Here is a 23,453-nt window from a genome sequence, read left to right on the forward strand (position 1 = left end):
TTGCGCGCCGTACACCTTGCTAAAGGCGAGCACAAAACGGCGGAATATTTAGCTGTAAATCCTAAGGGAAAAGTACCGGCTCTGCTGACAGTTACAGGCGTGATTACAGAAACCCCGGCCATATTGCTGTTTCTGCACGCACACTATCCGGATGCAGGGATTCTGCCCGCTAACGTCAGCAACGTAGAAGCTGTGAGCGATCTGGCCTGGTTTGCCAGCTTCGTTCACCCGCTGATCACGCGATATTGCAAGCCGGACTTACTGGGCGTAACTACTGATGTTGACGCAGTGAAAGATGTAGCAGCATCGCAGTTAAAATCGGCGTATCAAGCCGCAGAGAAGCGGTTGAAAGCCAGCCCTTACTGGTATGGCGACGATTGGAGTGCTACAGACGCTTATCTGTTCTGGACGGTAAACCGGCTGAAACGTGCAGGCTTTGATTTTTCAGAGTTTGAATACGTTATTCAGCACTATCAGCAAATGCTGGCAAGCCCGGTGATTAAACGGGCACTGCTGAAGGAAAAAGCGCTTTAGCTTAACGTATAGCGCAAATAAAAACGGGACGCCTGATTAGCGTCCCGTTTTCGTTCTATACGATATCAGTAACCTGTCACTGAGGAGACAAACGAACGGATTTCATCCCGTAAACGGGTATCGGACGTACCCAGATGACCGGCCACTGAATAGTGATTATGGCCTGACAGGATCATACTTCTGTCGAGAATATGATTTACCTGCAACCGCTCTTGTAATAAACCGATGCACTCCTTCTGGAAGCGTTCGGGGTCAAGCTCTGTACAGGCAATAAATAAGGGCACAGTCGTTGAAATGAGTGCAGGTAAAGGCTTACGGGAGTCATATCCGGCTGCATCACCATAGTACAGGGTGTCACGCTCATCCAGCGGAGTAATGCCGTACAAACCGGACAATAACACCGCACCGGTGATGTCTGCTTTACCCGGGTTCAGTTGAAGATACGTCGCCACATGACACGCGCCGGCGGAGGTACCGCACAGGATGATGTTATCAGCATCACCGCCATACTGAGCCACATTGGACTTAAGCCAGCTGACCACGCGGGTCACATCTTCACCACCGGCAGGCCAGGTAAAATCAGGGGCAAGGCGATAGTTTATCACTACACCCAGCCAGCCCTGCTCTGCTGCCATACGACCCACGCAGGCGTTATACCAGCGCTCGCTATCGCCCTTATCGCCTTTCAGAAAACCGCCACCGTGAACAAAAACGAATACCGGCTTTGACTCACCGTTTTGGCTGCCGGCGCCATAAATATCCAGCACATGACGCTCGTGGTCGCCATATGCCACATCAACAGCACTGGCGGGCTGTTTGGCCACCAACAGACGTTGCTCGTCACCCAGAATGGCCAGCAAGCCTTCCATCACGGGCGGGCCGAGTTCACGGCCCAGACGGCGGATTTGTTCACTTACCGCGGTGTTTTCCATGGTTTATTTTCCTGCCTGATGCTTAACAACTATTCAGCGGTGATAGTATTCACCAGCTTGCCCATAGGACCAATTTCCACCGACACCGTGTCGCCCGGCTTCATCCACAGTGGCGGATTGCGCTTCGCACCAACACCGCCCGGTGTACCGCTGGCAATCACGTCACCGGGTTTAAGCGGTGTGAAGCTGGAGATATATGCAATCACCGTTGCGATTGGGAAAATCATATCGCCGATAGGCTGTTGTTGCACGATGTCGTCGTTCAGACGCGTAGTGACCTGCACCTCTGAAAGGTCACCGGCTTCGTCCGGCGTTACCATGTAAGGACCGAACGGGCCGGTAGTCGGGAAATTTTTGCCAGGTGTGAACTGGCGGGTGTGCCACTGCCAGTCACGTACGGACGCATCATTGAAACAGGCATAACCGGCAACATGAGACATGGCATCCTGCTCAGAAATATAACGGCCACCTTTGCCGATGATCACAGCCAGTTCACCTTCGAAATCCAGCTGCGTTGACACCTTTGGCATCACAATGGGCTGATTGTGACCAGACAGGGAATCTGCAAAGCGCACGAAAATTGAAGGATGATCCGTGGCAGCGCGGCCTGTTTCCTGTCTGTGAGTCTCGTAGTTATGCCCCACACAGAATACTTTATCAGGATTCGGCACAACCGGACCTAATGTGACATCAGCCAGGCTGAGTGTCGTTTCGCTGTTCAGCGATGACAGGGTGCCTTCAGTAATGGCCGTTTTTAAATCAGCTGCCTGTGCAGATAAATCGGTGATCACATCACCGTCAAGACGGCCAAAGCCCTGTTGACCACTGGCGGTAGTAAAGCTTACGTATTTCATAAAATAAATTCCTGAGTCGTTTAATTCAGCGGCGCGGGTTGCCATGTGCGGTGAAAGCGGAATGTTTCTTCAGCGACTTTCAGCCCGGCGAAATCTTTGTCAGACATGCCCCATTGATCGATGCGGTTTTCCGGCCACGTCCAGTCTTCCGGCGCACCCACTTTGTAATCTTCCGGCACTTTCTCAACGGCGGTAGAAAACTCTACAACTGCACCAAAAGGCGCGATGTAATAGGCAAACACGTTGTCACCCGGTCCGTGACGGCCCGGGCCCCAGGCTGGAGTGCGTTCATCGTCGCGCAACCGGCCGACACCGCGCATCACCGCGTCCATATCCTGCATCTCAAAGGCAATATGGTTCAGAGAGCTGAACCCTGCGCGGGCAAAAGCCGTGCTGTGATGGGAATCGTTGCAGCGTACGAATACCATGCCTTTGGTGCGGTCTGACACGCGGAAGTTAAGCACTTCTTCCACAATATCAGCCGTGCGTTCTGCATCGGTGGCATTGAATACCACATGTGTCAGTTTTACCGGCAAATCGTCATCGTCCAGCGCATCGACTTCTTCTGCATTCACCAGAAAACGTAATAATTCACCTTCAGGCAATTCAACAACAATGCCTTCGCCACCGCCCAAATCGGTACACACTTCAGGCCGGCAAGGGAAACCGGACTGAGTGACTCGTTCTTTCAGGGCAGTCAGTTCATCGTTGTCACACACAAAGGTGACGCTGCGTACATACTTGCTGTCGCCTTCTTCCAGCGCAACCAGATAAGGGAATGTGCCGGAGCCGCGAATGTAATGTGTGTTGTTTTGCACAGCCGCAAGTCTGGTGCCCCACACATTCACAAGGAAATCGGCGGCTTTATCTGCTTCCGGCAACACCATTTCTATACTGCGTAGTTTCATGCTTTACTCTCCAGTTCTCCGGCAACGGCATCTATGCCGGCAAGGGCGCAGTGCTCATCGACTTCACCGGTGTCACCGCTTATTCCCACAGCACCAAGGATGTTGCCCTGACTGTCTTTAATCAGATTGCCGCCCGGTGATAACGCCAGCTCAACCCCGCTGATGGCGGTGACACTGGCAAAAAATACCGGATTATTCTTCGCTTTCTCTGCAATGCCACGGGTATTGAAGCCCATGCCAAGAGCACCTTTTGCTTTCGCCATGGCGATATCGAAGCGATACAAGCTGGCCTTATCTTCCCGCTTGAAAGCGACCGGATGCGCACCGGCATCAAGTACAACAACCGCCAGCGGATTCACGTTATTTTCTCTGGCATAACGCAGGGTGCCATCAATGATCTTATCAGCGAGGGCTAATGTTAATGTCATGCTATGGATTCCTGTTGTGGAGTGGCAGCACAAGCACCATCAAGCTGGTGTCTCAGCTGCTGTAAAAGAGAGGCACAGCATTCACTGGCTGTACCGTAAACGTAGTAGTCAGGGCGCAGCAGTACCGCTCCCACACCGGCATCTTCAAACCAGGCGGTCAGTTGCGGGTCACGCCACTGGCTTAAGTCGACCACTTCGATGTTCAGGTCCGGCAGGGTACTTTTAACCTGAGTTAACGCTTTGCCCGCCACATCCAGTCCCGATACCAGTAGTCGCCAGTCGCCATGGGTTAAATCATCAAACAATTGTTCCGAGCCGTTAATATTCAAACGGGGCTGAATGAAGCGGCGGCCGGCCTGCGAAGTCTCTGCTGCGATAATGCCGTCTGTAACTGGCGGGATCAGGTCGGCGGCCGTGGTGGGCAACTCACCTTTTTTCACCTTTTCCCGTATGTCGATATCGCGCTGCGCGGCCTTCTCCCGGTCCAGCATGCAGATATAACGACCTGCACCGACTGCGGCGGAGATAACAGCCCGCACATGAGGGTCACGCTCAGGCTGATAGGTTTTAAGCAGGGATTCATTTGCCAGGCCTTTAGATACCAGGTCCAGTTTCCACGCCAGATTGGCGACATCACGGAAACCATGGCACATACCTTGTCCGAAAAACGGTGGAGTCTGATGGGCTGCATCACCGGCTAAAAAGACATTACCGCATTTCCATTGTTCCGCCACGAGACCGTGGAAACGGTAGGTCGCAGCCCGCACAATGTTATGCGGAACGCCTTTAAGATAAGGCGCAAGCAACTCTGCGACTTTTTCCGGCTGCATCATTTCCTGATCATCTTCACCGGGCAGCAGCATTAATTCCCAGCGGCGGTGGTTCCCCCTGCCGGGCACAACAGTCGCCGGACGTTCGGGGTCGCACATCATCACAGACAACTGCTGAATATTGGCATCGTCAGGTAAACCGGTCAGCGGCGGGAACTGAATCTCCCCTTCCACTTCGGCATCCACCACCAGCCAGGGCTCTTCAAACTGCAAATCGTCCAGCTTTATTCCCAGCGATTTTCTGACCACGCTGCGGGCACCGTCACAGGCAATGACCCAGCGGGCCTGAACAGTTTCCGCTTTATCGCCGGTGCGGGTTTCCAGCGTTACACTGCGTTTACCGGCGGTATCAGTCTCCTGACTGATGGAAACACATTCCGTGCCCAGACGCAGCGATACGTTGCTGAACCGGGACAGCGCATTTCGCAAGTGATCTTCCAGCTCAGGCTGATAAAAGAAGTAATCATTCGACCAGCCGTAAGGACGGGGCTTGCCCACTGTGCCCATATACCGGATGACACCGTGATCGGCGCCGATATGCAGATGACCGTCGGTGTCGCGCATATCTTTTAAAATGGTGTCGTGTAAGCCGACAGACTGGAATAAACGCACCATCTCATGGTCGAGGTGAACGGCGCGGGGTAACGGATACGGGTTCGCTTCTTTCTCCAGAACGACGACATCAAGCCCCCGTTTTCCCAGAAAATTGGCCGCAAGAGCCCCTACCGGCCCGCAGCCAATAATTGCTACATCATACATTGTAAATTTCCTTATGGCGGGCTAGCTGTCGCGGGCTGGCGTTTTGTACAAACGGCCTTCTTGCATAATCATCGCGATATTTTGCTTGTTCTGCATAATGGTGACGTCTTTGGTGGGGTCGCCGTCAATCAGCAGCAAGTCAGCCAGGTATCCTTCTTTTACCAGACCAAGCTCGTCACCCATACCCATCAGTTGTCCACCTAATTGTGTGGCTGCGTGCAGGGTTTCGGCAGGGGTATATCCGAAGTGCTCAACCCATAATTCCAGGTCGCGGGCATTGCGGCCGTTAGGGTTGAAAGGGAATCCGTAATCGCCGCCGGGCAGAATTCTTACACCTTTCGCTTTCAGTTTCGGTACCAATGCTTTGAGCTTAGACAGCACAATGGCAGCGTCTTCCTTCATATGGGTCATGTCCATATGCGGCGGCGGGTTTGCATCCAGCGTGGCCTGAATAATACCGATAGTAGGCGCAACGAACATTTCATCTTTCTTCGCCACCAGCATATCAATGGCTTCATCATCAGCGTAGGTGCAGTGATACAGAATGCGGAAGCCGGCTTTAATTCCGAATTTCACCGCATCGCAGGCATGAGCATGACCGGTAAGCCACACATTGCTTTCTTTTGCCTGCTCACCGGCTGCCATTAACTCTTCTTCGGTATACAGCAGTTCCAGCGATGCGCCGGGTTTCAGTGCGCTTTCACCGCTAATAAGAAACTTAATGGCTTTCGCACCAATATCCGCACAGTCTTTGACGAACTCTTTGACACCTTCCGGACCACGGGAATGCAGTTCAACATGACCGGGATCGAGATCAGAATCGTTGGGCGGCTCGCGCTCTACAGAGGACGGAATTAAACGGGGACCGGGCAGTCCACCGGTTACCAGGTGTTCATTTAATGAGATTTCCAGGGTTTTGCTTAACGCGCCTGCGGAATAAGCACTGGTAAACCCGTGGTCGAGAAGAATACGGGCATTACGGGCCGCTGTCAGCGCCAGTTCCTCCGGGGGAAGGAACATGCCCGGTACAAATTTTTCCACCGACGTTGGCCAGGTAAGGTGAGCATGGGCTTCAACCATACCGGGCATAAGCGTTTTGCTCTTTGCGTCGATAACAATGTCGCCTTCCTGTGCAGGAATGGCTGCGTCACTGATTTGAACAATACGTTTGTCTTCAATGGCAACAGAGCCGGAAACCAGGTCACTACCGCTGCCGTCGAAGATATTGGCGTTATTAATTATTGTACGCATAAGCGTCACCTATTCTTCTGGATATACGCTTATGTTGGCACTCTCAGATATTTGTTCAAATATTTATTTTTTTGTTAAATATAGGTAAAGACTATACATCCAGGCACTGCACGGTATGGTCGATGAATGCCTGTGCAATTGCCGGTAACTTTCGTTCTGCCAGCCATAACAGACCCACCTTGCGCTGGAAGGCAATACCTTCAATTTTAATGGCCCTTAAAGAGCCGTTTTCCAGCTCAGATTTCACCACTTCATTTGGCAATATGGTGATGTAATCTGACGAGCGCACGATGGATTTTGTAGTAAGCAGTGAGTCACAGGATATCGCGTTGCCGGGCAGCGCCGCATCACTGTTGATAAACAAGGCATCAATTTGCCTGCGGAATCCGCCAACCTTGTCTGGTAACACCCAGCGCGCTGCAGCCAGTTGCTTCAGATTCATCATATCGGGAAGATCTTTATTCGCCTGCCCGACAATAATGGAAAATGGATCGGTCATCACCGGCAGTTCACAGAAATCTTCCGGCGAGTCCGTCATGCCTGAGGTCAGAATGGCCACATCCAGTTCGTAACTTTTCAGCAAACGCTGAGCTTTGGCGTCGTGACACTCAATAATTCGCAGATTAAATTTCGGATATTGCTCGCTGAAACTGTTAATGACCTTTCCCATCACAGACGCCAGTGCGCCGGGTGTTCCGCCAATATTCAGGGGACCGCCGATATCTTCCGCCAGCAGTTTGATTTCTTCCTGCGCAGAGATCAGCAGGCTGTCCACCGCCTGCGCTTTGATCTTCAAGGCTTCCCCTGCCGGGGTTAGCAGAATACCCTGCCGGTTACGTTCAAAAAGCTTGGTAGCAAGAACACGTTCCAGTTGATTAATCGCTACGGAAACGGATGGTTGGGAAAGGTGCTCTGCCCGGGCAGCACCACTGATGGTGCCCTCCCGGCAAACCGCCAGAAAAAGACGCAATGTGCGGGGATCGATACGCATGACTCACTCCTATGCATTAACTGCACTTATACTTTTTTATATTCAGGCAATAAAAAACAATAGATGTAGTGTCGGCGATCACGCTTAAAAAAACAACGGTAATAAAAAAGGCCACGGTGCTGCCACCGTGGCCTTCCTCTCAACAATCAGGGCGATTACTTAACAGTAAGCGTGCCTTTCATTACGCCGATGTGGCCGGGGAACGAGCAGAAGAACGTGTAGTCTTCGCCTGCTGCCAGAGCCTTAACATCAAAAGTAACGGCTGTTTCTTCGCCACCACCGATTACATCGGTCATTGCGATAACACGCTCGTCACCTGCTTTAACGTAGTTGTTTGCCAGACCAGCAGCAACGCCGTCTCCGGCAATTGCCTGGGCATCTGCAGTTTTAGATAAAACCCAGTTGTGGCCCATGACTTCTTTAGGCAATGTACCTGTGTGCTTCAGCGTAACTGTGTAGCTGTCACAAGAAGCAGGTACTGTCATTTCAGATTTATTGAATTGCATCATATCAGTGCTGTCGATAGTGGTCGCACATTCTTCGCCAAAAGCGAAGCCACTAAACAAAACTGAGATCGCAACAATCGTTTTTTTCATCATTTATTTCCCATTGTATTAATCAATTACGTTTTACCAGACATTAACTTTTTTGTATAGATCTGGCATCACAACAAAATGATAATGAAAACAATTATCATTTATGGTTTAATGAAATTGTTTGGTTATGTGTACGGTTTTGTTATGCAAAAAGGTTTACTGGAACTGGAGAGTCATATCCGCAAAGGCGACCAGCCGGACAGCCCCCTGCTTGTCGATACCTACTTGCGCCGCATTGAACATGCATCTTCTTTATTACTTTCCACGTATGAGAAAGTGAGTTTGTACATCCACGCAGCCAGGTTGTTACTCGACACCGTATGCGACTGTTTTGTGGTGACGCACTGGCGGCACCACTGCCTTAACCAGATATACCGGCCGTTGTTAGCAGCACAACGTATGGTGACCTGCGACGACGAAGACCAGATAATCCGTCAGTTCCAGCGGGAACTGAACATCCTGGCTCAATATTTTTTGTGAAGGACACAACATGTCAGAATATCGTATCGAAAAAGACAGTATGGGTGAACTTGAGGTACCTGCAAAAGCACTTTACGGCGCGCAGACTCAACGGGCAGTTAATAATTTTCCGGTGAGCGGCCAGCCAATGCCCCGCCCTTTTATTGAAGCGCTGGTGACCATTAAAAAAGCCGCCGCGAAAGCAAACTTATCATTAGACTGTATAAACGCATCCACCAGCCACAACATCGTTAAAGCCTGTGATACTTTGCTGAGCGATGAGCAGATGATGCAGCATTTCCCGGTGGATGTGTTTCAGACCGGTTCCGGCACCAGCTCTAACATGAACGCCAACGAAGTGATTGCCACTCTGGCGAATAAGGCCGGCAGTGTTAATGTACACCCCAACGACCACGTTAACTATGGTCAGAGCAGCAACGATGTGATCCCTACCTCTATCCACGTCAGCGCAGCAATTCAGGTACACCGCGTATTGCTTCCGGCACTGACACATCTGTCAGAAACTATCGGTGAAAAAGCGCAAACCCTGAAGGATTATTGTAAAACCGGCAGAACTCACTTGATGGATGCCATGCCGGTTCGTATGGATCAGAGCCTGGGTGGCTGGAAAGCGCAGATTGACGCGCAAATTAATGCAATTCAGAACCTGCAGCCTGCCCTGCAAACCCTTGCTCTGGGCGGAACTGCGGTAGGTACCGGTGTGAATGCCCATCCAGATTTTTCTTTTGCATTTAACCGTGAATTGTCTGCTCTTACGGATATCGACTTTCAACCCGGCGACAACTTCTTCGCCCTGATTGGCTCCCAGGATACCGCCGTTTCGCTTTCAGGCCAATTGAAGGCCACCGCCGTGACAATGATGAAAATAGCCAACGATCTGCGCTGGATGAACTCAGGCCCGCTGGCCGGACTGGGTGAAATCGCGTTGCCTGCTCTGCAACCGGGCTCATCTATCATGCCTGGCAAAGTTAACCCGGTTATTCCGGAAGCTGTTGCAATGGCGGCAGCACAAGTCATTGGCAACGATGCGGCAATCACCATTGGTGGCCAATCAGGTAATTTCGAACTGAATGTGATGCTGCCTGTGATTGCGTCCAACCTGCTGAACAGTCTGACACTCATTGCAAACAGCGCCACCATACTGGCTGACAAAGCCATCGCCGGTTTCACGGTAAATCAGGAAACGCTGGAAAAAGCCCTGCACCGCAATCCGATTCTGGTGACCGCTCTGAATCCGGTCATCGGTTACGCCAACGCCGCAGAAATTGCCAAGAAGGCATACAAAGAGCAGCGTCCGGTGGTAGATGTCGCTGAGGAAATGACAGACATTCCCCGCGAGGAACTGATGAAGCTTATGGATCCGATGAAGCTGACAGAAAATACCGGAGAATAAAATGCACAGCGCCCGTTACGGGCGCTGTAATTCGTGAATCCGGTTGTCAGGTTAACAGATGAATTATGACGATAGCCGGGACTTTAATTGCCTGACTTCGTCAACGATGGGTATCAAGTCACCCATGTCCAGAGGTTTCACCAGGTGATGATGAAACCCTGCCTCCTGCGAACGTTTGATGTGAGAAGGCTGACCCCAACCTGTCTGGGCTACAAAAACGGAATGTTCCAGCTCAGGCATCTCACGTAATGCGATACATAAATCATAACCGTTCATACCAGGCATCCCGATGTCCAGCAGGATCAAATCCGGAGAAAAATTTTCGACGGCTTTAAGTGCTGATGGCCCATCTTCGACAACCAGTACATCACAACCTTTGGCCTCAAGGATCCACCCCATGGTAATGGCAGCATCCTGATTATCATCGGCAATCAGAACTGTTAACGGAGAAGAATCCGCCGCGTTATATTCTGGCTTTGATGCCGTCGCCTTCTGAATTTCACGCTTATCAACATCAATACGGGGTAAAGAGACAGTAAACAATGTTCCACTGCTGTCGCTTTGCACGGATACATTACCACCGTGCATTTCCACAAGGCGCTTGACCAGTGTAAGACCAATACCCAACCCACCCTGTGAACGCTCAAGTACGCCTTCGACCTGAGAAAACATAGTGAAGACTTCGTTCAGCTTATCAGAAGGTATGCCTATGCCATTATCCCGTATTTCAACATTAATCAGAGCGCCGGCAGGCTTTACATCGATACTAATCTCACCGCCGGAAGGTGTGTATTTGGCTGCATTATTAATAATGTTAGTAAATATCTGAGCAAGCCGGACAGAATCACCGTCTACCCACACATTTTCTTCAGGAAAGTTGATTGATAATGCATGATGGTTTTCGTCAATAACGGGCTGCGCCGTCTCTAATGCATCATGAATGGCGCTGCAAATATCCAGCGGTGCACGCTCCAGTTTAATCTTTCCTCTGGTGATCCTGGATACGTCCATCAGGTCGTCCACAAGGCGAACCATTTGTGTCACCTGACGCCCCACTAATTCAAATGACTCATTTTTCTTTTGTTGTGAAAACTGATCGGATTGCAGGATTTCCAGAGCGTTCCGGATAGGGGCCAGCGGATTGCGCAATTCATGAGCTAAAGTCGCAAGAAACTCATCTTTTCTTTTGTCTGCATCTCTTGCAATTTTTTCTGCTTCATACCGCTCTGTCACGTCGCGGGTTGAACCTGCAATGGCCTCTACATTCCCATATGCATCAAGTACGGGTACGAAAATGTAGTCATACATACGAAGGCCATGTGCGCCATGATAAGGCACATCCCTCCTGATGGGTTGCTTTGTCGCGATGACCTGCTCAATTTCCTGCATATGCCTGTCAGCATGCCATTTCTCGTAGTTGAGCTCGTACAGCGTTTTGCCCACTGCTTCGTCCCACGTTATTCCCCAGATATCGAGCAATGCATCATTGACGTAAGTAAACCGACCGGAGAGATCGAAGATATAAACCGGATCAGGGCTATTTGATAAAGCAGCTTCGTATAGCCGGCGCTGCTTGTGGAGAGCCTCGTTTTGCTCACTCAAAGGCGGGCTATGAGGATCATCAGTGCTTTGAGGGCCAGCCGGACAAGCCTGCAGCGTGATACAAAGCGTTTCCTCATCAAGGGCGAATATTGTCAGAGAACTTCGCTCAAGATCGGTAATTGTATCGACATCCAGACTGAAAGAACCGCCTTCAGCCACGACATTCCTGAATGCATCGTTGAATAAACCAAGACTTGAGGGAGAGATCACAACAGAAAAAGATTGATGCAGAACTCGTGTGAAATCCTGTGGCAAATACCTTTCCGCAAACCGGTTCAGATAAACCACTTTGCCGTGTACATCAGTCAGGACGATGGCAGAAGGAAAGTTATCGGCGAAGCGTTGTGCATGCTGCCCGAATAAGCTGCTATTGTTTTCTTCCAATATGGATACGTTCAAGAACTACTCAATATAGTCACCATCAATACTGTATCCTAGACCAGAGAATTGAACTATGCGATCAATTTACCGCCAATATGAGCAATTACTTTCCTTTCGGGTTTTCAGCGGCTGCGCCACAGAACTTTGCCGATGATATCAGCTGGTTTTACCCAGCCTATTTGTTCGGAAGTGATTGATTCAGCAATATTGTCGCCACCGAGATAGAGCCCGAGTTCAGGTTCCACAGAAATAACCCTTTTGATAAGCAGGCCACGGGTCTGACAACGAAAAGCGACAATGTCGTTAATGCGGGGGAGTCGCCAGAAAAGATGGCGCACCAGCACAAACGTACCGGCACTCAGTGCCGGCTCCATGCTGCGGCCATCAACGACGAGAAGTTTCAGCATCAGGCAAGTTTAGGATAGACCACTTGCTCTGCAGGCGGATATGGACACGTTGCTGTATAGGTTGCAACATCTTTGGAAGACCAGAAGTATTCCGCAAACTGATTGACCAGATTAAGCAGCTCCACACCTTTGTCGCGACTGGTATGTTGCTTACAGGCAGAACCGGCCATCATGATTTTGTGTGCCAGTTCATGAACATCAGGATATTTTTCAATTTGTGGCGCTTTAAAATAGTCGCCCCAAATCACTCTGATTTCCTGCTTTACCTTTTCCGCATGAATTTCTTTTTCACGTACAAGTCGAACAAGCTGAGCCGGATTTTCACCGTTTAACTCTTCAATCAAATCAGCAAAGCGGATAACACTCAGCGCAGCCAGTTGAGCACTGACGGGATCATAAATTTTGCAGGGAATATCACAGTGGGCACTGGCGCGCTCAAAATTGACCAGAGCATCCACTTTTTCAAGTAACTGGTGGATCATAATTAATCTCCCTGCGTTAACGACTGGCGCTTGACGACTTTGTAAATCGCAAAGGCACATGCTGCGGCCGCTGCGGCAATGGAAGCATAAAACAGAACATGAAGAACTGTACTCGTCCAGTGGGCGTGATCATGGCCGGGGTGTGCCCATAAAAAAGGGCTGAACAGAACCAGCGATAACGCCAGTTGAAGCTTTAAAGACAGGTGTCTTAACATGCGGATGCTCCTTGTTAATTAATGTAGAGACCTTTGGTGCGTACTGATGTCGTCAGGTTTTATGGCGATGAAAGCAGGTCTCTGAAATTCTTCCGCTTCGCCGTGTCGCTTTTTAAACAGGTAGAGTTGTTCTGAGGCAATGCGCTTGCCCCAGACGGGCGCTGTTTCTGCAGGATTCGCCCTTTGAAGATGTTCAACATGCTGAAACACGCTGGTCAGCGCATTCAGTGCAAAGAGCGGATAACCATGCCGCTCGTAAAGATCGGCCAGATTGTGATAGCTCACCAGCAAGGCGCCGATGGTTGGCCGGATGCAGGGTTCGCTTTCGACCATGGCAACGGCTAATTCGACTGCGCGTAAATATTTAAGCCGCGCGCCTTCGAAAACATCCGCGTCAAAATCTCTGTTTCCGTCTTTAATGACACGCTCCCAGATAACGTAATGAGCATGACATTCTTTATTCATAACCTCGCCATCAGGCATGCAGCACCGCCACATTGTAATAAGGCATAGTTGAAAGCAATCCGGCAGCCCGTATTTCAATGGCGCTCTTATAATGAACTAATCCGAGCTTGAAATATGCATCGCTAAGCAAATCACCGAGCGACTCCAGCTTCAGCCGCATGGCGTCATTATCTCCCCCGTCCACTTCCAGCAAGATGGCTGCAATATCAAACGCACACCCAAGATAGGCAATGGCCTCTCTGTACTGGCCGTCGGCATATAACATTGAGCCCTGATATTCATCTCTTGCCAGAAAGTGCACAGCCTGTTCCGGGTGGCTGTACACCCACTCAGTGTGTTTTGGACACAGGAAGGTAATATCCATAATGACATCCTCTACGGTGAACAAGATTAGGTGATTTCCCGTTTTCTTAAGTCTACCTTAGATGCGAATGGATAATAATGCAAATGATAATTGTTACTATTTGATGGTAAATTTTGCACCCCTGCTGATCGCCTGGGATCAGAGCTCAAACAATAAGTAATATCCGAAACCAACCAGGAAGGCCGGTATGCCAGAATAGAGCGTTGCCAGCAGCGCTGCGCGGGGAGAAAGCGCAATAGCCGGAAACAGCGCGTCTCCGTCGTTACTGATTGCGTTACCCAGTTGCGCAGAAAACGGCAGTGCGCCATTGAGGTACAGCGTGGTAACAAGTATTTGCGGACCACAACCGGGTAAGAAGCCGATAAGGATTGCCAGCGCCACAGCGCTTGCCCCCATAGACTGAAATACATCGACCAAATCCACGCCAAAAACCAGCATACTGATCTCAAAAAGCATGAACGCCATGATCACCCATACCAACACGAACTGCGTGTCCAGTGCAGCCTTTCGTTTCCAGTCAGGTGGCTGTGACCCCGGATCTTCACTGGTTAATGAGGAATATCCCGTGCCCACACTTCCCGTAGCCCAGAGCGTAACACTCACAATTGCGAGGACAGCGCCTGTCAGGGTAAGTTGTTGCTCAGAAACAGGTAAATAGTCAGCAGGACTAATTTGCAGCGCCAAAGCCATGGCGATAAGCAGAACAGGAATACTGATCACCAGCCAGAAACGTGTTGCCAGGCCGGTCAGTGCTTTACTTACTCTCATGGACGCAGAAGTGTGACTGTCGTCCTGAGGACTGTTAAACTCATCTTCAATAAGTTCAGGCCGGTAGTTGTGAAAACGGTTCACAATGATTCCGGTAAGTGACCCCACCACCATGCCGACAGCCATCACTGTGAGACCGTCTGCCGGCTGCCGGGCCAACAGTAAAAATGCCGCATCACCCATTGTACTGGTGAGCACCGCCACAACGGAACCGAAGCTCGCTACCCCTCTTGTGTATTGAGTAACAACAATGATTGCGCCACCGCAGCCGGGTAAAGCTCCCAGAAAAGCGGCAATGAAGACTTCATAAAACGGATGGCGGGCAATGAACCGGCTGATGGTCTCTGCGGGCACCCGTAATGTACACAGGTAATACAACGCCAGAGATGCGTAAACAAAAGCCCCCACCTGAAAGAACGCGTCAGCAAGAACCTGCTGAGTCGTTTCACGGCTGAAAGGCCACCATAAAAAAGAAAGCAGAATAACAGGCAGAAACAGACGCTTGTTCACAAGCCAACCGTGTGATTTCAGTGCAATACGCACCGTTTGCATTGTAGAAACAGATTCATTCATTTTGCTTCTCAAAAGCCTGCCCGCAATTTAACCCATTGTTATGGATTACCCCTGAATAGAATCATAGGATCAGCTGAGATAAAACTCAAATAAAAATCATTATCATTAGCATAAATTCAACCTGTACTAGATGAGTGAAAATCATTATCATTACAAGTTAGACTTTAGTTTAATTTGCATAAGATTTCAGGGACCGACAGTCATGCTTTTCTCCTTAGTTGCCTTTCTCACTGCGCTGGCGGGAATGGGCTTACTGTACTTTTCCAATAAAAACCAGCGGTTTGCGTCTTCGCAGGGAGGTCCCGCTTTCAGGTACGCCGGCTATATTTTCCTCGGCGCTTCCCTTGTGATCTGGTTACAAATCATGACTGTCGCCGCAGCCATATTTACCTGGGCTCTTCTGCTGGCGGTGCTGTCCGTCATTGTGCCTGTTATGACGTTATTTAAAGCGGGAAAGGTAACCTGATATGAGCAGGCTTAAGCAAGAACAAAAAATCCGTACCGACTGGTGGAGTAAGAGTATTGCCTGCTGCTTACTTGGCCTGACTTTATCCTTCGCAATTATGGGACTATTCGCCTGGTATGGTCCGGGCGGGATCGGTGCCGTTAATAAGGACCAGTTTACGATGTGGATGGTCCCCTTCATCTGGTTGATTATCGTGGCATTTGGTTTTCTGTTTAAATCTGGCCGCAGTGCCTTTCTTTGGCTCGGAGCAGCAAACCTGGCTTGCTGGGGTCTCTTTGCCTTGCTCAGGAGCGCAGTATGAAAATCCGCAGCGACATTATCCGTATCTATCAATCTGTACACACCTGGACAGGCATAACATCGGGCCTGGTACTCTTTATTGCCTTTTTCGCCGGTGCACTGACCATGTTCAAAGCCCCCATTACAGAATGGGCTATACCCGCTGATACGCATTTACCTCAAGTAGAACTGAACGAATATGATACGTTGATTCAACAGGCCGCCCGGGCGCATGAAAATGTTATCAAAGGTTTTACTGTCAGCCTGGAAGAAAATCAATCTCCGCTTTTCTGGTATGAACAGGGTGGTGGAAGGGGTATCTCACTGAACAGTGTGATTCGCAGTGCCTCGTTAAACGAACATGGTGAAGTGTACTCCAGCGTCAGCGAACAAAATGTGCTGGGAGATCTCATCGATCAACTGCACAGAACCGCAGGCATTCCCGGCAAAGTCGGACATGAAGATCTCGGCGTGGTGATAATGGGCATAGCCTCTGCACTCTACTTTGTTGCGCTGGTATCAGGGGTTATCTTTCTGCTGCCGACACTGGTGAAAAGCTTCTTCTCGCTTCGCCAGAAAAAAGGCACCAGCCGTTTCTGGCTGGACACCCACAATCTGCTCGGCATCACCAGCCTGCCCTTCCACCTGATCATTGCCTGGACGGTGGTTGTATTCGCTTTTCATGACGTCATCTATGACGGACTGGACTATATTTACGGCGATGAGCCCATGTTTCAGCGCGGCGGTCAGTCTTCTGACGTCTACCCGCTTTCTGACTTACCGGCGATTTCCAGTTTCATTCAGAAAGTGAATGAAACCACATCAGGATACCGGGTCAAACAACTCAGCTTTTCAAATCTGGATACAGAAAGAGCATCTGTACGCATCGATGTTGCAGGAGAAGGTGTGCTCCAGCGTACTGCAGATTCTGATGTGATCTTAATGCACCCTTTCACACAACAAGTTACCTACTCCACACTCAGCAGTGATGAAAATGGCGGATACTGGCCGCTGGTAAAAAGCTTATTTGCGCTGCATTTTGGTAACTTTGCAGGTACGTTTGGCCGCTGGGTGTACTTCTTTTTAGGCCTGATGGGTGCAGCATTGTTCTACACAGGAAATTTACTGTGGCTGGAAAAGAGACGAAAGAAGCAGGCAGTGCAATCCACATCTAACGCGGTCATGGCAAACCTCACTGTTGGTGTGTGCGTGGGGTCAATGCTGGGCGTGGCGGCAACATTACTTTCTTCAAAATGGATGTACATATCCGGGCAGCCGGTAAATCAGTCATACCTTTGGGTTTATTTCACTGTGTTTCTGCTGGCGTTGGCCTACAGCTTCCTGAAAGGTGCGGCACGCAGCGCCATTCATTTGCAACTCTTGTTGAGTTTATGTTGTGCTTGTATTCCTGTCACTACGCTTATCAGTCTCGTTTTACCCGCAGTATCGTGGCGGCTCACAGCAAGTAACCTGTGGATTGAAGCGACAGCCTGTGTCTTCGCTTATGTATTTTTTAAAGGTGCTTTGAAGACCCGTGCGCGGGCTTTACGGGGAGAGAAAAATAGCATCTGGTATATAAAAGACACTTCCGTTGATTCACCTTCCGCGTCTGGCAAAGTGGTGCCGGAATGATAGCCATGACTATTGAAAAACAGGGGGCAGTTCGGGTCACGCCCCCAAAACCATGAAAACGGCTCATACAACCATTAATTAATATCAATATTCATCATAGTTAACTCGCCCTACAATCAGCTCAACACATTAAATGTTAGTTTTTGTTTTGAGCATGGGGCACCAGACTATTATGAGTAGCGATTTCACTTATTCCATTAAGACCGTTCGCTTTGATGAGCACTACTCTCCTGCGGACGATACACGTCTTACCACGAACTTTGCAAACCTGGCCCGTGGTGAAGCCCGCCGGGAAAATCTGCGCAAAGCAATTAACATGATCAATAACAACTTCAATAGCCTGGCACACTGGGATAACCCAAAAAAAGACCGGTATTCCGTTGAACTCGATATCGTGCATGTCGACGTTGATGTTGAAGGCAATGGTGAGACCTTCCCTACGATTGAAGTATTGAAAACCAGTGTTGTCGATCATTATACGAATAAACGTATCGAAGGCATTGTGGGTAACAATTTTTCTTCTTATGTGCGCGACTACGATTTCAGTGTGGTGTTACGCAAACACAATGAGGGGAAAGACCATTTCTCTGTACCGGATAACTATGGTGAATTACACGGAAAAATGTTTCAGGACTTCATCAGTTCCGGCGCTTATAAAGAGAACTTCAGTAAACCGCCGGTGATCTGCCTGAGTGTTTCAGACAACAAAACCTATCACCGTACCAGTAATCAGCACCCGGTGTTAGGCACTGAATATAAACCTGATGAAACATCTTTGACAGAGCAGTATTTCAGAACCATGGGCATGAAAGTTCGTTATTTTATGCCTTTTAACAGCTCAGCGCCCTATGCGTTCTTTTTCTTCGGCGATCTGTTGAACGACTACAGCTTACTGGAGCTCATCAGCACGCTGAGCACCATGGAAACCTTCCAGAAGATTTATCGCCCGGAGATTTACAACACGAACTCTGTCGCCGGTGAAGTGTACAAGCCAAGCCTAAGAAATCACGATTATTCAGTTACTCAAGTGGTGTACGACAAGGAAGAGCGCGCCCGCCTTGCCATCGAGCAGGGTAAATGGTGCGAAGAAAACTTCATTCAGAAACATCAAAATACGCTTCAGAAATGGGCCTCTGGCGTTGCTGCGTCAGCAATCTGATTTTAAGGTACAGGTAGTATTACAATGACAAAATTATTCCCGACCTCCACCGCCGGAAGTCTGCCAAAACCATCGTGGCTGGCGCAACCTGAACAGCTTTGGTCTCCATGGAAACTTGAGGGAGAAGCCCTCGCTGCAGGTAAAAACGATGCTCTTAGGGTGACGCTGCAAGAACAGGAAAAATCAGGTATCGATATTGTCAGTGACGGTGAACAGACCCGTCAGCACTTTGTCACAACCTTTATTGAAAACTTGAGCGGCGTGGACTTTGAAAATAAAAAGACAGTCAGAATTCGTAACCGCTACGATGCCAGCGTGCCCGGTATCGTCGGCCCGGTAAGCCGCCAGAAACCCGTGTTTATTGACGATGCTAAGTTCCTGCGGTCACAAACCGACCGCCCTATCAAGTGGGCACTTCCCGGTCCGATGACCATGGTTGATACGCTCTATGATGATTATTATAAAGATCGTAAAACGTTAGCTTTCGAATTCGCAAAAGCGTTGAATGAAGAAGCTAAAGAGCTTGAAGCCGCCGGCGTGAATATTATTCAGTTTGATGAGCCAGCCTTTAACGTGTTCCTCGATGAAGTTAATGAGTGGGGAATCGAAGCGCTGGAAAAAGCCTGTGAAGGCTTAAAATGCGAGACTGCCGTTCACATTTGTTATGGCTACGGCATTAAAGCCAATACAGACTGGAAAAAAACTCTCGGTGCAGAGTGGCGTCATTATGAAAAAACGTTCCCTGCCATTCAGCAATCAAGCATCGACATTATTTCTCTGGAGTGCCACAACGGGCGTGTGCCCTTTGAAGTCCTTGAGTTACTTAAGGGTAAGAAAGTCATGGTTGGCGCCATTGATGTGGCTACCCCGGAAATTGAAACGGCTGAAGAAGTGGCAGCGACTATCCGCGAAGCACTGAAATACGTTGATGCGGACAAGCTTTATCCTTGTACCAACTGCGGCATGGCTCCTCTTTCCCGGGACATTGCGAGGGGTAAGCTTGAGGCCCTGGCAGCTGGCGCAGATATTGTCAGAAAAGAGCTATCTGCTTAATATCTGTTTTCTTGGGTATTGAAGCACATTAACCGTATTAACCGGTAATGTGCTTCCGATATACTTTTTGCCCGGCCAGCGAGACTTATAAATTAAATGCAGACAACGGATGGGCGGATTGCAAGGTGAGTAATACCCGCTGCTCCGGCATTACTTTCAATTCGTGAGATACTCTGGCACTCACAGTTTCACCCGAATCCAGCGCAGCGAACAATAATCTGCTTCCACCTTCAAAGCGACTACGCAACACCGTCGCGTTTGCCTGCTCCGGCTTTTCGGTAATAATCACATCGTCGGGCCTTACCAGCAACTCCACTAATTCTTGCTGATTATCAGCTGAATACACCGGTGCGTTGCCAATGGCGGTTTCTACTTCATTGCCGGAAATACGCCCTTTGAGAAAACTGGCTTCTCCAAGAAAGCGTGCAACAAATTTACTGGCCGGCTTTTCAAAACACTGCTCTGGTGTATCCAGTTGTTCAAGCACACCTTTATTTAAGATTCCCACTCTGTCACCGACCGACAGGGCTTCATCCTGATCGTGAGTTACCCAAATTGCCGGTACACCCGCCTTTTTGAGGGCATCACGAATATCCCATCGCAAGCTATCTTTTAATGCGGCATCCAGATTCGAGAGCGGTTCGTCGAGTAGTACATAAGCAGGCTCATGCGCCAGCGTTCTGGCCAATGCCACCCGCTGCTTTTGTCCACCGGATAACCGCGAAGGCTTAGCGTGCCGGAAGTCACTCAGACCCAGTAATTCCAACCAGTGATCAGCCAACGTATTGTCTTTCAATCTGAACTGAACATTTTGCTCTACGGTGAGATGGGGAAAGAGTGCAAAATCCTGAAACACCATCCCGACGTTGCGTTTTTCCGGTGGCACCTGTTTCTCAGGTGTGGAAACCCATCCACCCTGAGCAATTTTCCCTTCAGTTACGGGGATCAAACCCGCGAGTGCTTGTAAAACTGTCGTTTTTCCACAACCGGTGGGTCCGACTAACATTAAGATCTCGCTTTCGTTAAGCTTGAGATCTAAATTTCGCACTACCCGATTAGATCCATAATCGACTGATAGACCATTAACTTCTAGCATCAGGAATGTTGACTCTCATTAACTGAAAATTCTGCTTTTCGCTCGCCGGTGAGCATCAGGATTAACCCGAGCCCGGAAATAAACACCAGACATAAACCAGGTACGGCGGCACGTCCGAAATAGCCAGCTTCATAAACACGCCACAGGTACGTTGCTAACGTTTCAAAACCTGTAGGCCCGAGCATCAATGTTGCCGGTAATTCACGCATAACTTCAAGGAAAACCAATGCGGCACCGGCAATCATGCCCCGCGCAGTCAGAGGTAAGGTAATACGGAAAAACGCTTCTCTGGGCGTAGCTCCCAATACCCGCGCAGCGTTTACCAGGCCACCATCCTGATTCTCAGTAGTACTGCGAACTGTACTCACAGCCAGCGGCAAAAAGCGCAATACATAGGCAATCACCAGCAAGCCCAGCGTCTGATACAGTACCGGAATTTGTAATCCGAGATAAACCAGCGCTGTGCCCATGACAATGCCGGGGACACCGAATCCAAAATACGTTATTCGCTCAAAGAATCGTCCTACCCGGCCGGCAATAGCGGCATGGGCAACGGGAATCGCCAGAATGACTGCGACAACCGCGGCCATCATGGAGGCGTAGGCGGAATTCCATGCATAGGCAATATCAAAGCCTTCAGCACCCTCCCGGGCCAGCCACAACGCAAAAATACCAAGAGGCAGAACCAGAGACAACAGAATAACCGGTGAGAACAGACTCACAAAACCAAGACTTTTCGCCGGATGAACATGTATTTGAATATGTTTGCCAGGACGTTCTTTGGCACCACGGATTTGAGATTCGATGAAGAGAATAAGCACGACTATCAACATTAACTGCAGCGATAGCATGGCTGCCTGACTGAGACCAAAGGCGTTGTATTCCACGAAAATAACCCGGGTAAACGTGTCCAGCCCCATGATTGCCGGCGTCCCGAAATCCGATAACGCATAAAGCGCCGCCAGCAATGCCCCGGCGGCAATACTGTTTACGACCCGTGGCAAAACGATACGCCAAATACTGGCAGTTAATGATAGTCCTAATGTACGGGCAGCGTTTATCTGACTGGCATCAAGGCTGAGCAGCGCGGAACGGGTGGTCATCATCACAAACGGATAGGTGTACAATGTCATGACCAGCCCTGCCCCCCACAGCCCTTCCAAAGATGGCGTGGTCAAACCGGTAAAGCTCTCGATTTCGCCGCCCCGGCCGAAAGAAAAATAGAGGGCAAATGCGCCAAGGTAACTTGGCATAGCCAGCGGTGCTGCAAATAAAATTAGCCACAGCCGCTTTAAAGGCAAACTGACATATGCTGTGAGTAACGCCAGGGGCACCCCGACCATCACAGCCCCTGCCACCGTGAGCCCCATCAGTGCCAGCGTATTCATTAATACAGTGATATTTCTGGTATCAAAAAACGCGGCATCATCAGAGGCAAGGGAAAATAAAACCCCGACGGGTAAAATTGCAATCACCGCAATGATGATTGCAAAGGGGTACGATTTAGGCAGGTTTTTCACAGAACGCCAACATTCCTCATCAAGTCTAATGTCGGTCTTATATCAGCTAACTTACGAAGATCCAAATCAGGAGGAGAAATACTGCTCAGAGGCGTGAGACCATCAGGCGGAGCTACGCCGCCGACCAGTGGAATTTCATAGGCTTCAGACGCCAGATAAGATTGCACTTCTCTGGTCAGCAGGTAACGGATAAAGTTTACCGGTAAATCACCTTCAGTGAGCGAAATAATGCCGGAGGCATTCACCAGGCACCCCGCATCACCTTTTGTGTAGGCAATATCTACGGTGGCATCCGGCTTGCCGGACTTAAGCCTTAACGTGTAGTAGTGATTGGCAAAACCCAGGTCCACCTCACCACGCTCAACCCCCATCACCACACCGAGTTCACCGGCATATTTCTTCGCCCTGCTATTCACGCCTTTCAGCCAGCTGGCTGTTGCTTTCTCACCTTCGAGAATACGCATCGCTGTGACAAAAGACTGAAAAGAGGCATATGCAGGTGCCCAGCCCAGTTTCAAATCTGTGTCGGCAAGGGCCATCACACTGTCAGGGATCTGGTCTGCACGCACCCGCTCAGTGTTATAAGGTAAAGTGCGGATACGTCCGGTTACCGGCGACCACATAGGGTACTGAAAACCCGGTTTCAGCTGATTGACCACGTCGTCTGGCAGGGGCTTTGCCAGCCCCTGATCAGTAATCATACCTATAGAACCGGTATCTACTGCCCAGAACAAATCCGCCCGTTTCACGCCGGCTTTAGCTTCGGCGACCAGCATATTGGCCAGCTCTGCCGTCGCACCGCGACGAATTTGTAAATTCAATTCCGGGTTCTTTTTCTTGATCGCTTCAAGGACATTCTCGTAAAGTCCGCCCTCACCTCTGCCAAGATAAAGCGTGAGGTCGCCTTTCAATTTTGGCAGTGAATCAACAGATACCGCGGTTGCCGGATTAGCGAAGGACATGCCGGGTAACAGCCCGAGACCGCCAGCTAAACCAGCCAGTCCCAGGCCCCGGACGAATGTTCTGCGTTGCATA

26 protein-coding genes are annotated in these 23,453 nt (G+C 49.8%); 8 read left to right on the forward strand and 18 right to left on the reverse strand.

Going from position 1 to position 23,453, the window contains the following annotated elements; all coding sequences use genetic code 11:
* The coding region (locus AC4PME_RS07820; RefSeq protein WP_491529548.1) for a glutathione S-transferase family protein at window positions 1-534 on the forward strand (534 nt) is incomplete at its 5' end.
* 65 nt (window positions 535-599) lie between these two features.
* Here AC4PME_RS07820 and AC4PME_RS07825 read toward each other — a convergent pair.
* From AC4PME_RS07825 to azu, 8 genes are all read right to left on the reverse strand, one after another.
* Window positions 600-1,466 carry an alpha/beta hydrolase gene (locus AC4PME_RS07825; protein WP_491044706.1) on the reverse strand — a complete coding sequence of 289 codons (867 nt, stop codon included), beginning with the start codon at window positions 1,464-1,466 and terminating at the stop codon, window positions 600-602.
* Between the two features lie 29 nt (window positions 1,467-1,495).
* A complete protein-coding gene (locus AC4PME_RS07830) occupies window positions 1,496-2,320 on the reverse strand; it encodes a fumarylacetoacetate hydrolase family protein (RefSeq protein ID WP_474843888.1) in 825 nt (274 codons plus the stop codon).
* Window positions 2,321-2,340: 20 nt separating this feature from the next.
* Window positions 2,341-3,228 (reverse strand): VOC family protein, encoded by an 888-nt coding sequence (locus AC4PME_RS07835; RefSeq protein ID WP_491044705.1) that lies wholly within the window; start codon window positions 3,226-3,228, stop codon window positions 2,341-2,343.
* Window positions 3,225-3,656 (reverse strand): GlcG/HbpS family heme-binding protein, encoded by a 432-nt coding sequence (locus tag AC4PME_RS07840; protein ID WP_474880872.1) that lies wholly within the window; start codon window positions 3,654-3,656, stop codon window positions 3,225-3,227. Before AC4PME_RS07840 ends, AC4PME_RS07835 begins: the two co-directional genes overlap by 4 nt.
* Window positions 3,653-5,245 (reverse strand): bifunctional 3-(3-hydroxy-phenyl)propionate/3-hydroxycinnamic acid hydroxylase MhpA, encoded by a 1,593-nt coding sequence (gene mhpA, locus AC4PME_RS07845; protein WP_491044704.1) that lies wholly within the window; start codon window positions 5,243-5,245, stop codon window positions 3,653-3,655. Before mhpA ends, AC4PME_RS07840 begins: the two co-directional genes overlap by 4 nt.
* Before the next feature lie 21 nt (window positions 5,246-5,266).
* Window positions 5,267-6,496: an amidohydrolase family protein gene (locus AC4PME_RS07850; RefSeq protein ID WP_491044703.1), complete on the reverse strand. Its 1,230-nt coding sequence runs from the start codon at window positions 6,494-6,496 to the stop codon at window positions 5,267-5,269.
* Window positions 6,497-6,587: 91 nt separating this feature from the next.
* Entirely contained in the window at window positions 6,588-7,487 is a 900-nt protein-coding gene (locus AC4PME_RS07855; RefSeq protein ID WP_119499655.1) for a LysR family transcriptional regulator, read from the reverse strand.
* Between the two features lie 155 nt (window positions 7,488-7,642).
* Window positions 7,643-8,086 carry an azurin gene (azu, locus tag AC4PME_RS07860; protein ID WP_491044702.1) on the reverse strand — a complete coding sequence of 148 codons (444 nt, stop codon included), beginning with the start codon at window positions 8,084-8,086 and terminating at the stop codon, window positions 7,643-7,645.
* Window positions 8,087-8,227: 141 nt separating this feature from the next.
* Between azu and AC4PME_RS07865 the strand changes: the two genes are divergently transcribed.
* Together AC4PME_RS07865 and AC4PME_RS07870 are read left to right on the forward strand one after the other, a co-directional pair.
* Window positions 8,228-8,563 (forward strand): hypothetical protein, encoded by a 336-nt coding sequence (locus AC4PME_RS07865; RefSeq protein ID WP_491044701.1) that lies wholly within the window; start codon window positions 8,228-8,230, stop codon window positions 8,561-8,563.
* A 10-nt stretch (window positions 8,564-8,573) separates the two neighbouring features.
* Window positions 8,574-9,956, forward strand: coding sequence for a class II fumarate hydratase (locus tag AC4PME_RS07870; protein ID WP_491044700.1), 1,383 nt, complete (start codon window positions 8,574-8,576; stop codon window positions 9,954-9,956).
* A gap of 63 nt (window positions 9,957-10,019) precedes the next feature.
* On the opposite strand, the gene AC4PME_RS07875 is transcribed toward AC4PME_RS07870, so the two are convergent.
* From AC4PME_RS07875 to AC4PME_RS07905, 7 genes are all read right to left on the reverse strand, one after another.
* On the reverse strand, window positions 10,020-11,957 hold the full coding sequence (locus AC4PME_RS07875) for a PAS domain-containing hybrid sensor histidine kinase/response regulator (RefSeq protein WP_491044699.1): 1,938 nt from the start codon (window positions 11,955-11,957) through the stop codon (window positions 10,020-10,022).
* A gap of 104 nt (window positions 11,958-12,061) precedes the next feature.
* On the reverse strand, window positions 12,062-12,346 hold the full coding sequence (locus tag AC4PME_RS07880; protein WP_119499650.1) for a S26 family signal peptidase: 285 nt from the start codon (window positions 12,344-12,346) through the stop codon (window positions 12,062-12,064).
* Window positions 12,346-12,828 carry a superoxide dismutase, Ni gene (sodN, locus tag AC4PME_RS07885; RefSeq protein ID WP_490709310.1) on the reverse strand — a complete coding sequence of 161 codons (483 nt, stop codon included), beginning with the start codon at window positions 12,826-12,828 and terminating at the stop codon, window positions 12,346-12,348. Before sodN ends, AC4PME_RS07880 begins: the two co-directional genes overlap by 1 nt.
* Before the next feature lie 2 nt (window positions 12,829-12,830).
* On the reverse strand, window positions 12,831-13,043 hold the full coding sequence (locus tag AC4PME_RS07890; protein ID WP_490709309.1) for a hypothetical protein: 213 nt from the start codon (window positions 13,041-13,043) through the stop codon (window positions 12,831-12,833).
* 18 nt (window positions 13,044-13,061) lie between these two features.
* On the reverse strand, window positions 13,062-13,508 hold the full coding sequence (locus AC4PME_RS07895) for a DUF2753 family protein (RefSeq protein WP_491044698.1): 447 nt from the start codon (window positions 13,506-13,508) through the stop codon (window positions 13,062-13,064).
* Window positions 13,509-13,518: 10 nt separating this feature from the next.
* Entirely contained in the window at window positions 13,519-13,872 is a 354-nt protein-coding gene (locus tag AC4PME_RS07900; RefSeq protein ID WP_119499646.1) for a hypothetical protein, read from the reverse strand.
* 138 nt (window positions 13,873-14,010) lie between these two features.
* On the reverse strand, window positions 14,011-15,213 hold the full coding sequence (locus AC4PME_RS07905; RefSeq protein WP_491044697.1) for a putative manganese transporter: 1,203 nt from the start codon (window positions 15,211-15,213) through the stop codon (window positions 14,011-14,013).
* Window positions 15,214-15,415: 202 nt separating this feature from the next.
* Here AC4PME_RS07905 and AC4PME_RS07910 point away from each other — a divergent pair, with 202 nt between their 5' ends.
* The 5 genes from AC4PME_RS07910 to AC4PME_RS07930 all read left to right on the forward strand — a co-directional run bounded on the left by AC4PME_RS07910 (window position 15,416) and on the right by AC4PME_RS07930 (window position 19,802).
* Complete coding sequence (locus tag AC4PME_RS07910) at window positions 15,416-15,679, forward strand: hypothetical protein (protein WP_119499644.1); 264 nt, start codon at window positions 15,416-15,418, stop codon at window positions 15,677-15,679.
* A 1-nt stretch (window position 15,680) separates the two neighbouring features.
* Window positions 15,681-15,980: a hypothetical protein gene (locus AC4PME_RS07915; protein WP_119499643.1), complete on the forward strand. Its 300-nt coding sequence runs from the start codon at window positions 15,681-15,683 to the stop codon at window positions 15,978-15,980.
* Window positions 15,977-17,590, forward strand: a complete 1,614-nt coding sequence (locus tag AC4PME_RS07920) for a PepSY-associated TM helix domain-containing protein (RefSeq protein WP_491044696.1) — start codon at window positions 15,977-15,979, stop codon at window positions 17,588-17,590. The genes AC4PME_RS07915 and AC4PME_RS07920 overlap by 4 nt, the downstream gene beginning before the upstream one ends.
* Before the next feature lie 172 nt (window positions 17,591-17,762).
* Window positions 17,763-18,749 carry a DUF1852 domain-containing protein gene (locus AC4PME_RS07925; RefSeq protein ID WP_491044695.1) on the forward strand — a complete coding sequence of 329 codons (987 nt, stop codon included), beginning with the start codon at window positions 17,763-17,765 and terminating at the stop codon, window positions 18,747-18,749.
* 24 nt (window positions 18,750-18,773) lie between these two features.
* A complete protein-coding gene (locus AC4PME_RS07930; protein WP_119499640.1) occupies window positions 18,774-19,802 on the forward strand; it encodes a methionine synthase in 1,029 nt (342 codons plus the stop codon).
* Between the two features lie 85 nt (window positions 19,803-19,887).
* Here AC4PME_RS07930 and AC4PME_RS07935 read toward each other — a convergent pair whose 3' ends face one another.
* The 3 genes from AC4PME_RS07935 to AC4PME_RS07945 are packed head-to-tail and all read right to left on the reverse strand — an operon-like array spanning window position 19,888 to window position 23,452.
* On the reverse strand, window positions 19,888-20,898 hold the full coding sequence (locus AC4PME_RS07935) for an ABC transporter ATP-binding protein (protein WP_491044694.1): 1,011 nt from the start codon (window positions 20,896-20,898) through the stop codon (window positions 19,888-19,890).
* The gene (locus tag AC4PME_RS07940; RefSeq protein ID WP_491044693.1) at window positions 20,898-22,418 is read right to left on the reverse strand and encodes an ABC transporter permease; all 1,521 of its coding nucleotides are present in this window, start codon (window positions 22,416-22,418) and stop codon (window positions 20,898-20,900) included. Before AC4PME_RS07940 ends, AC4PME_RS07935 begins: the two co-directional genes overlap by 1 nt.
* A complete protein-coding gene (locus AC4PME_RS07945) occupies window positions 22,415-23,452 on the reverse strand; it encodes an extracellular solute-binding protein (RefSeq protein ID WP_491223562.1) in 1,038 nt (345 codons plus the stop codon). The genes AC4PME_RS07940 and AC4PME_RS07945 overlap by 4 nt, the downstream gene beginning before the upstream one ends.
* Window position 23,453: the final 1 nt, after the last annotated feature.

This window comes from Alteromonas sp. (genome assembly GCF_984505615.1).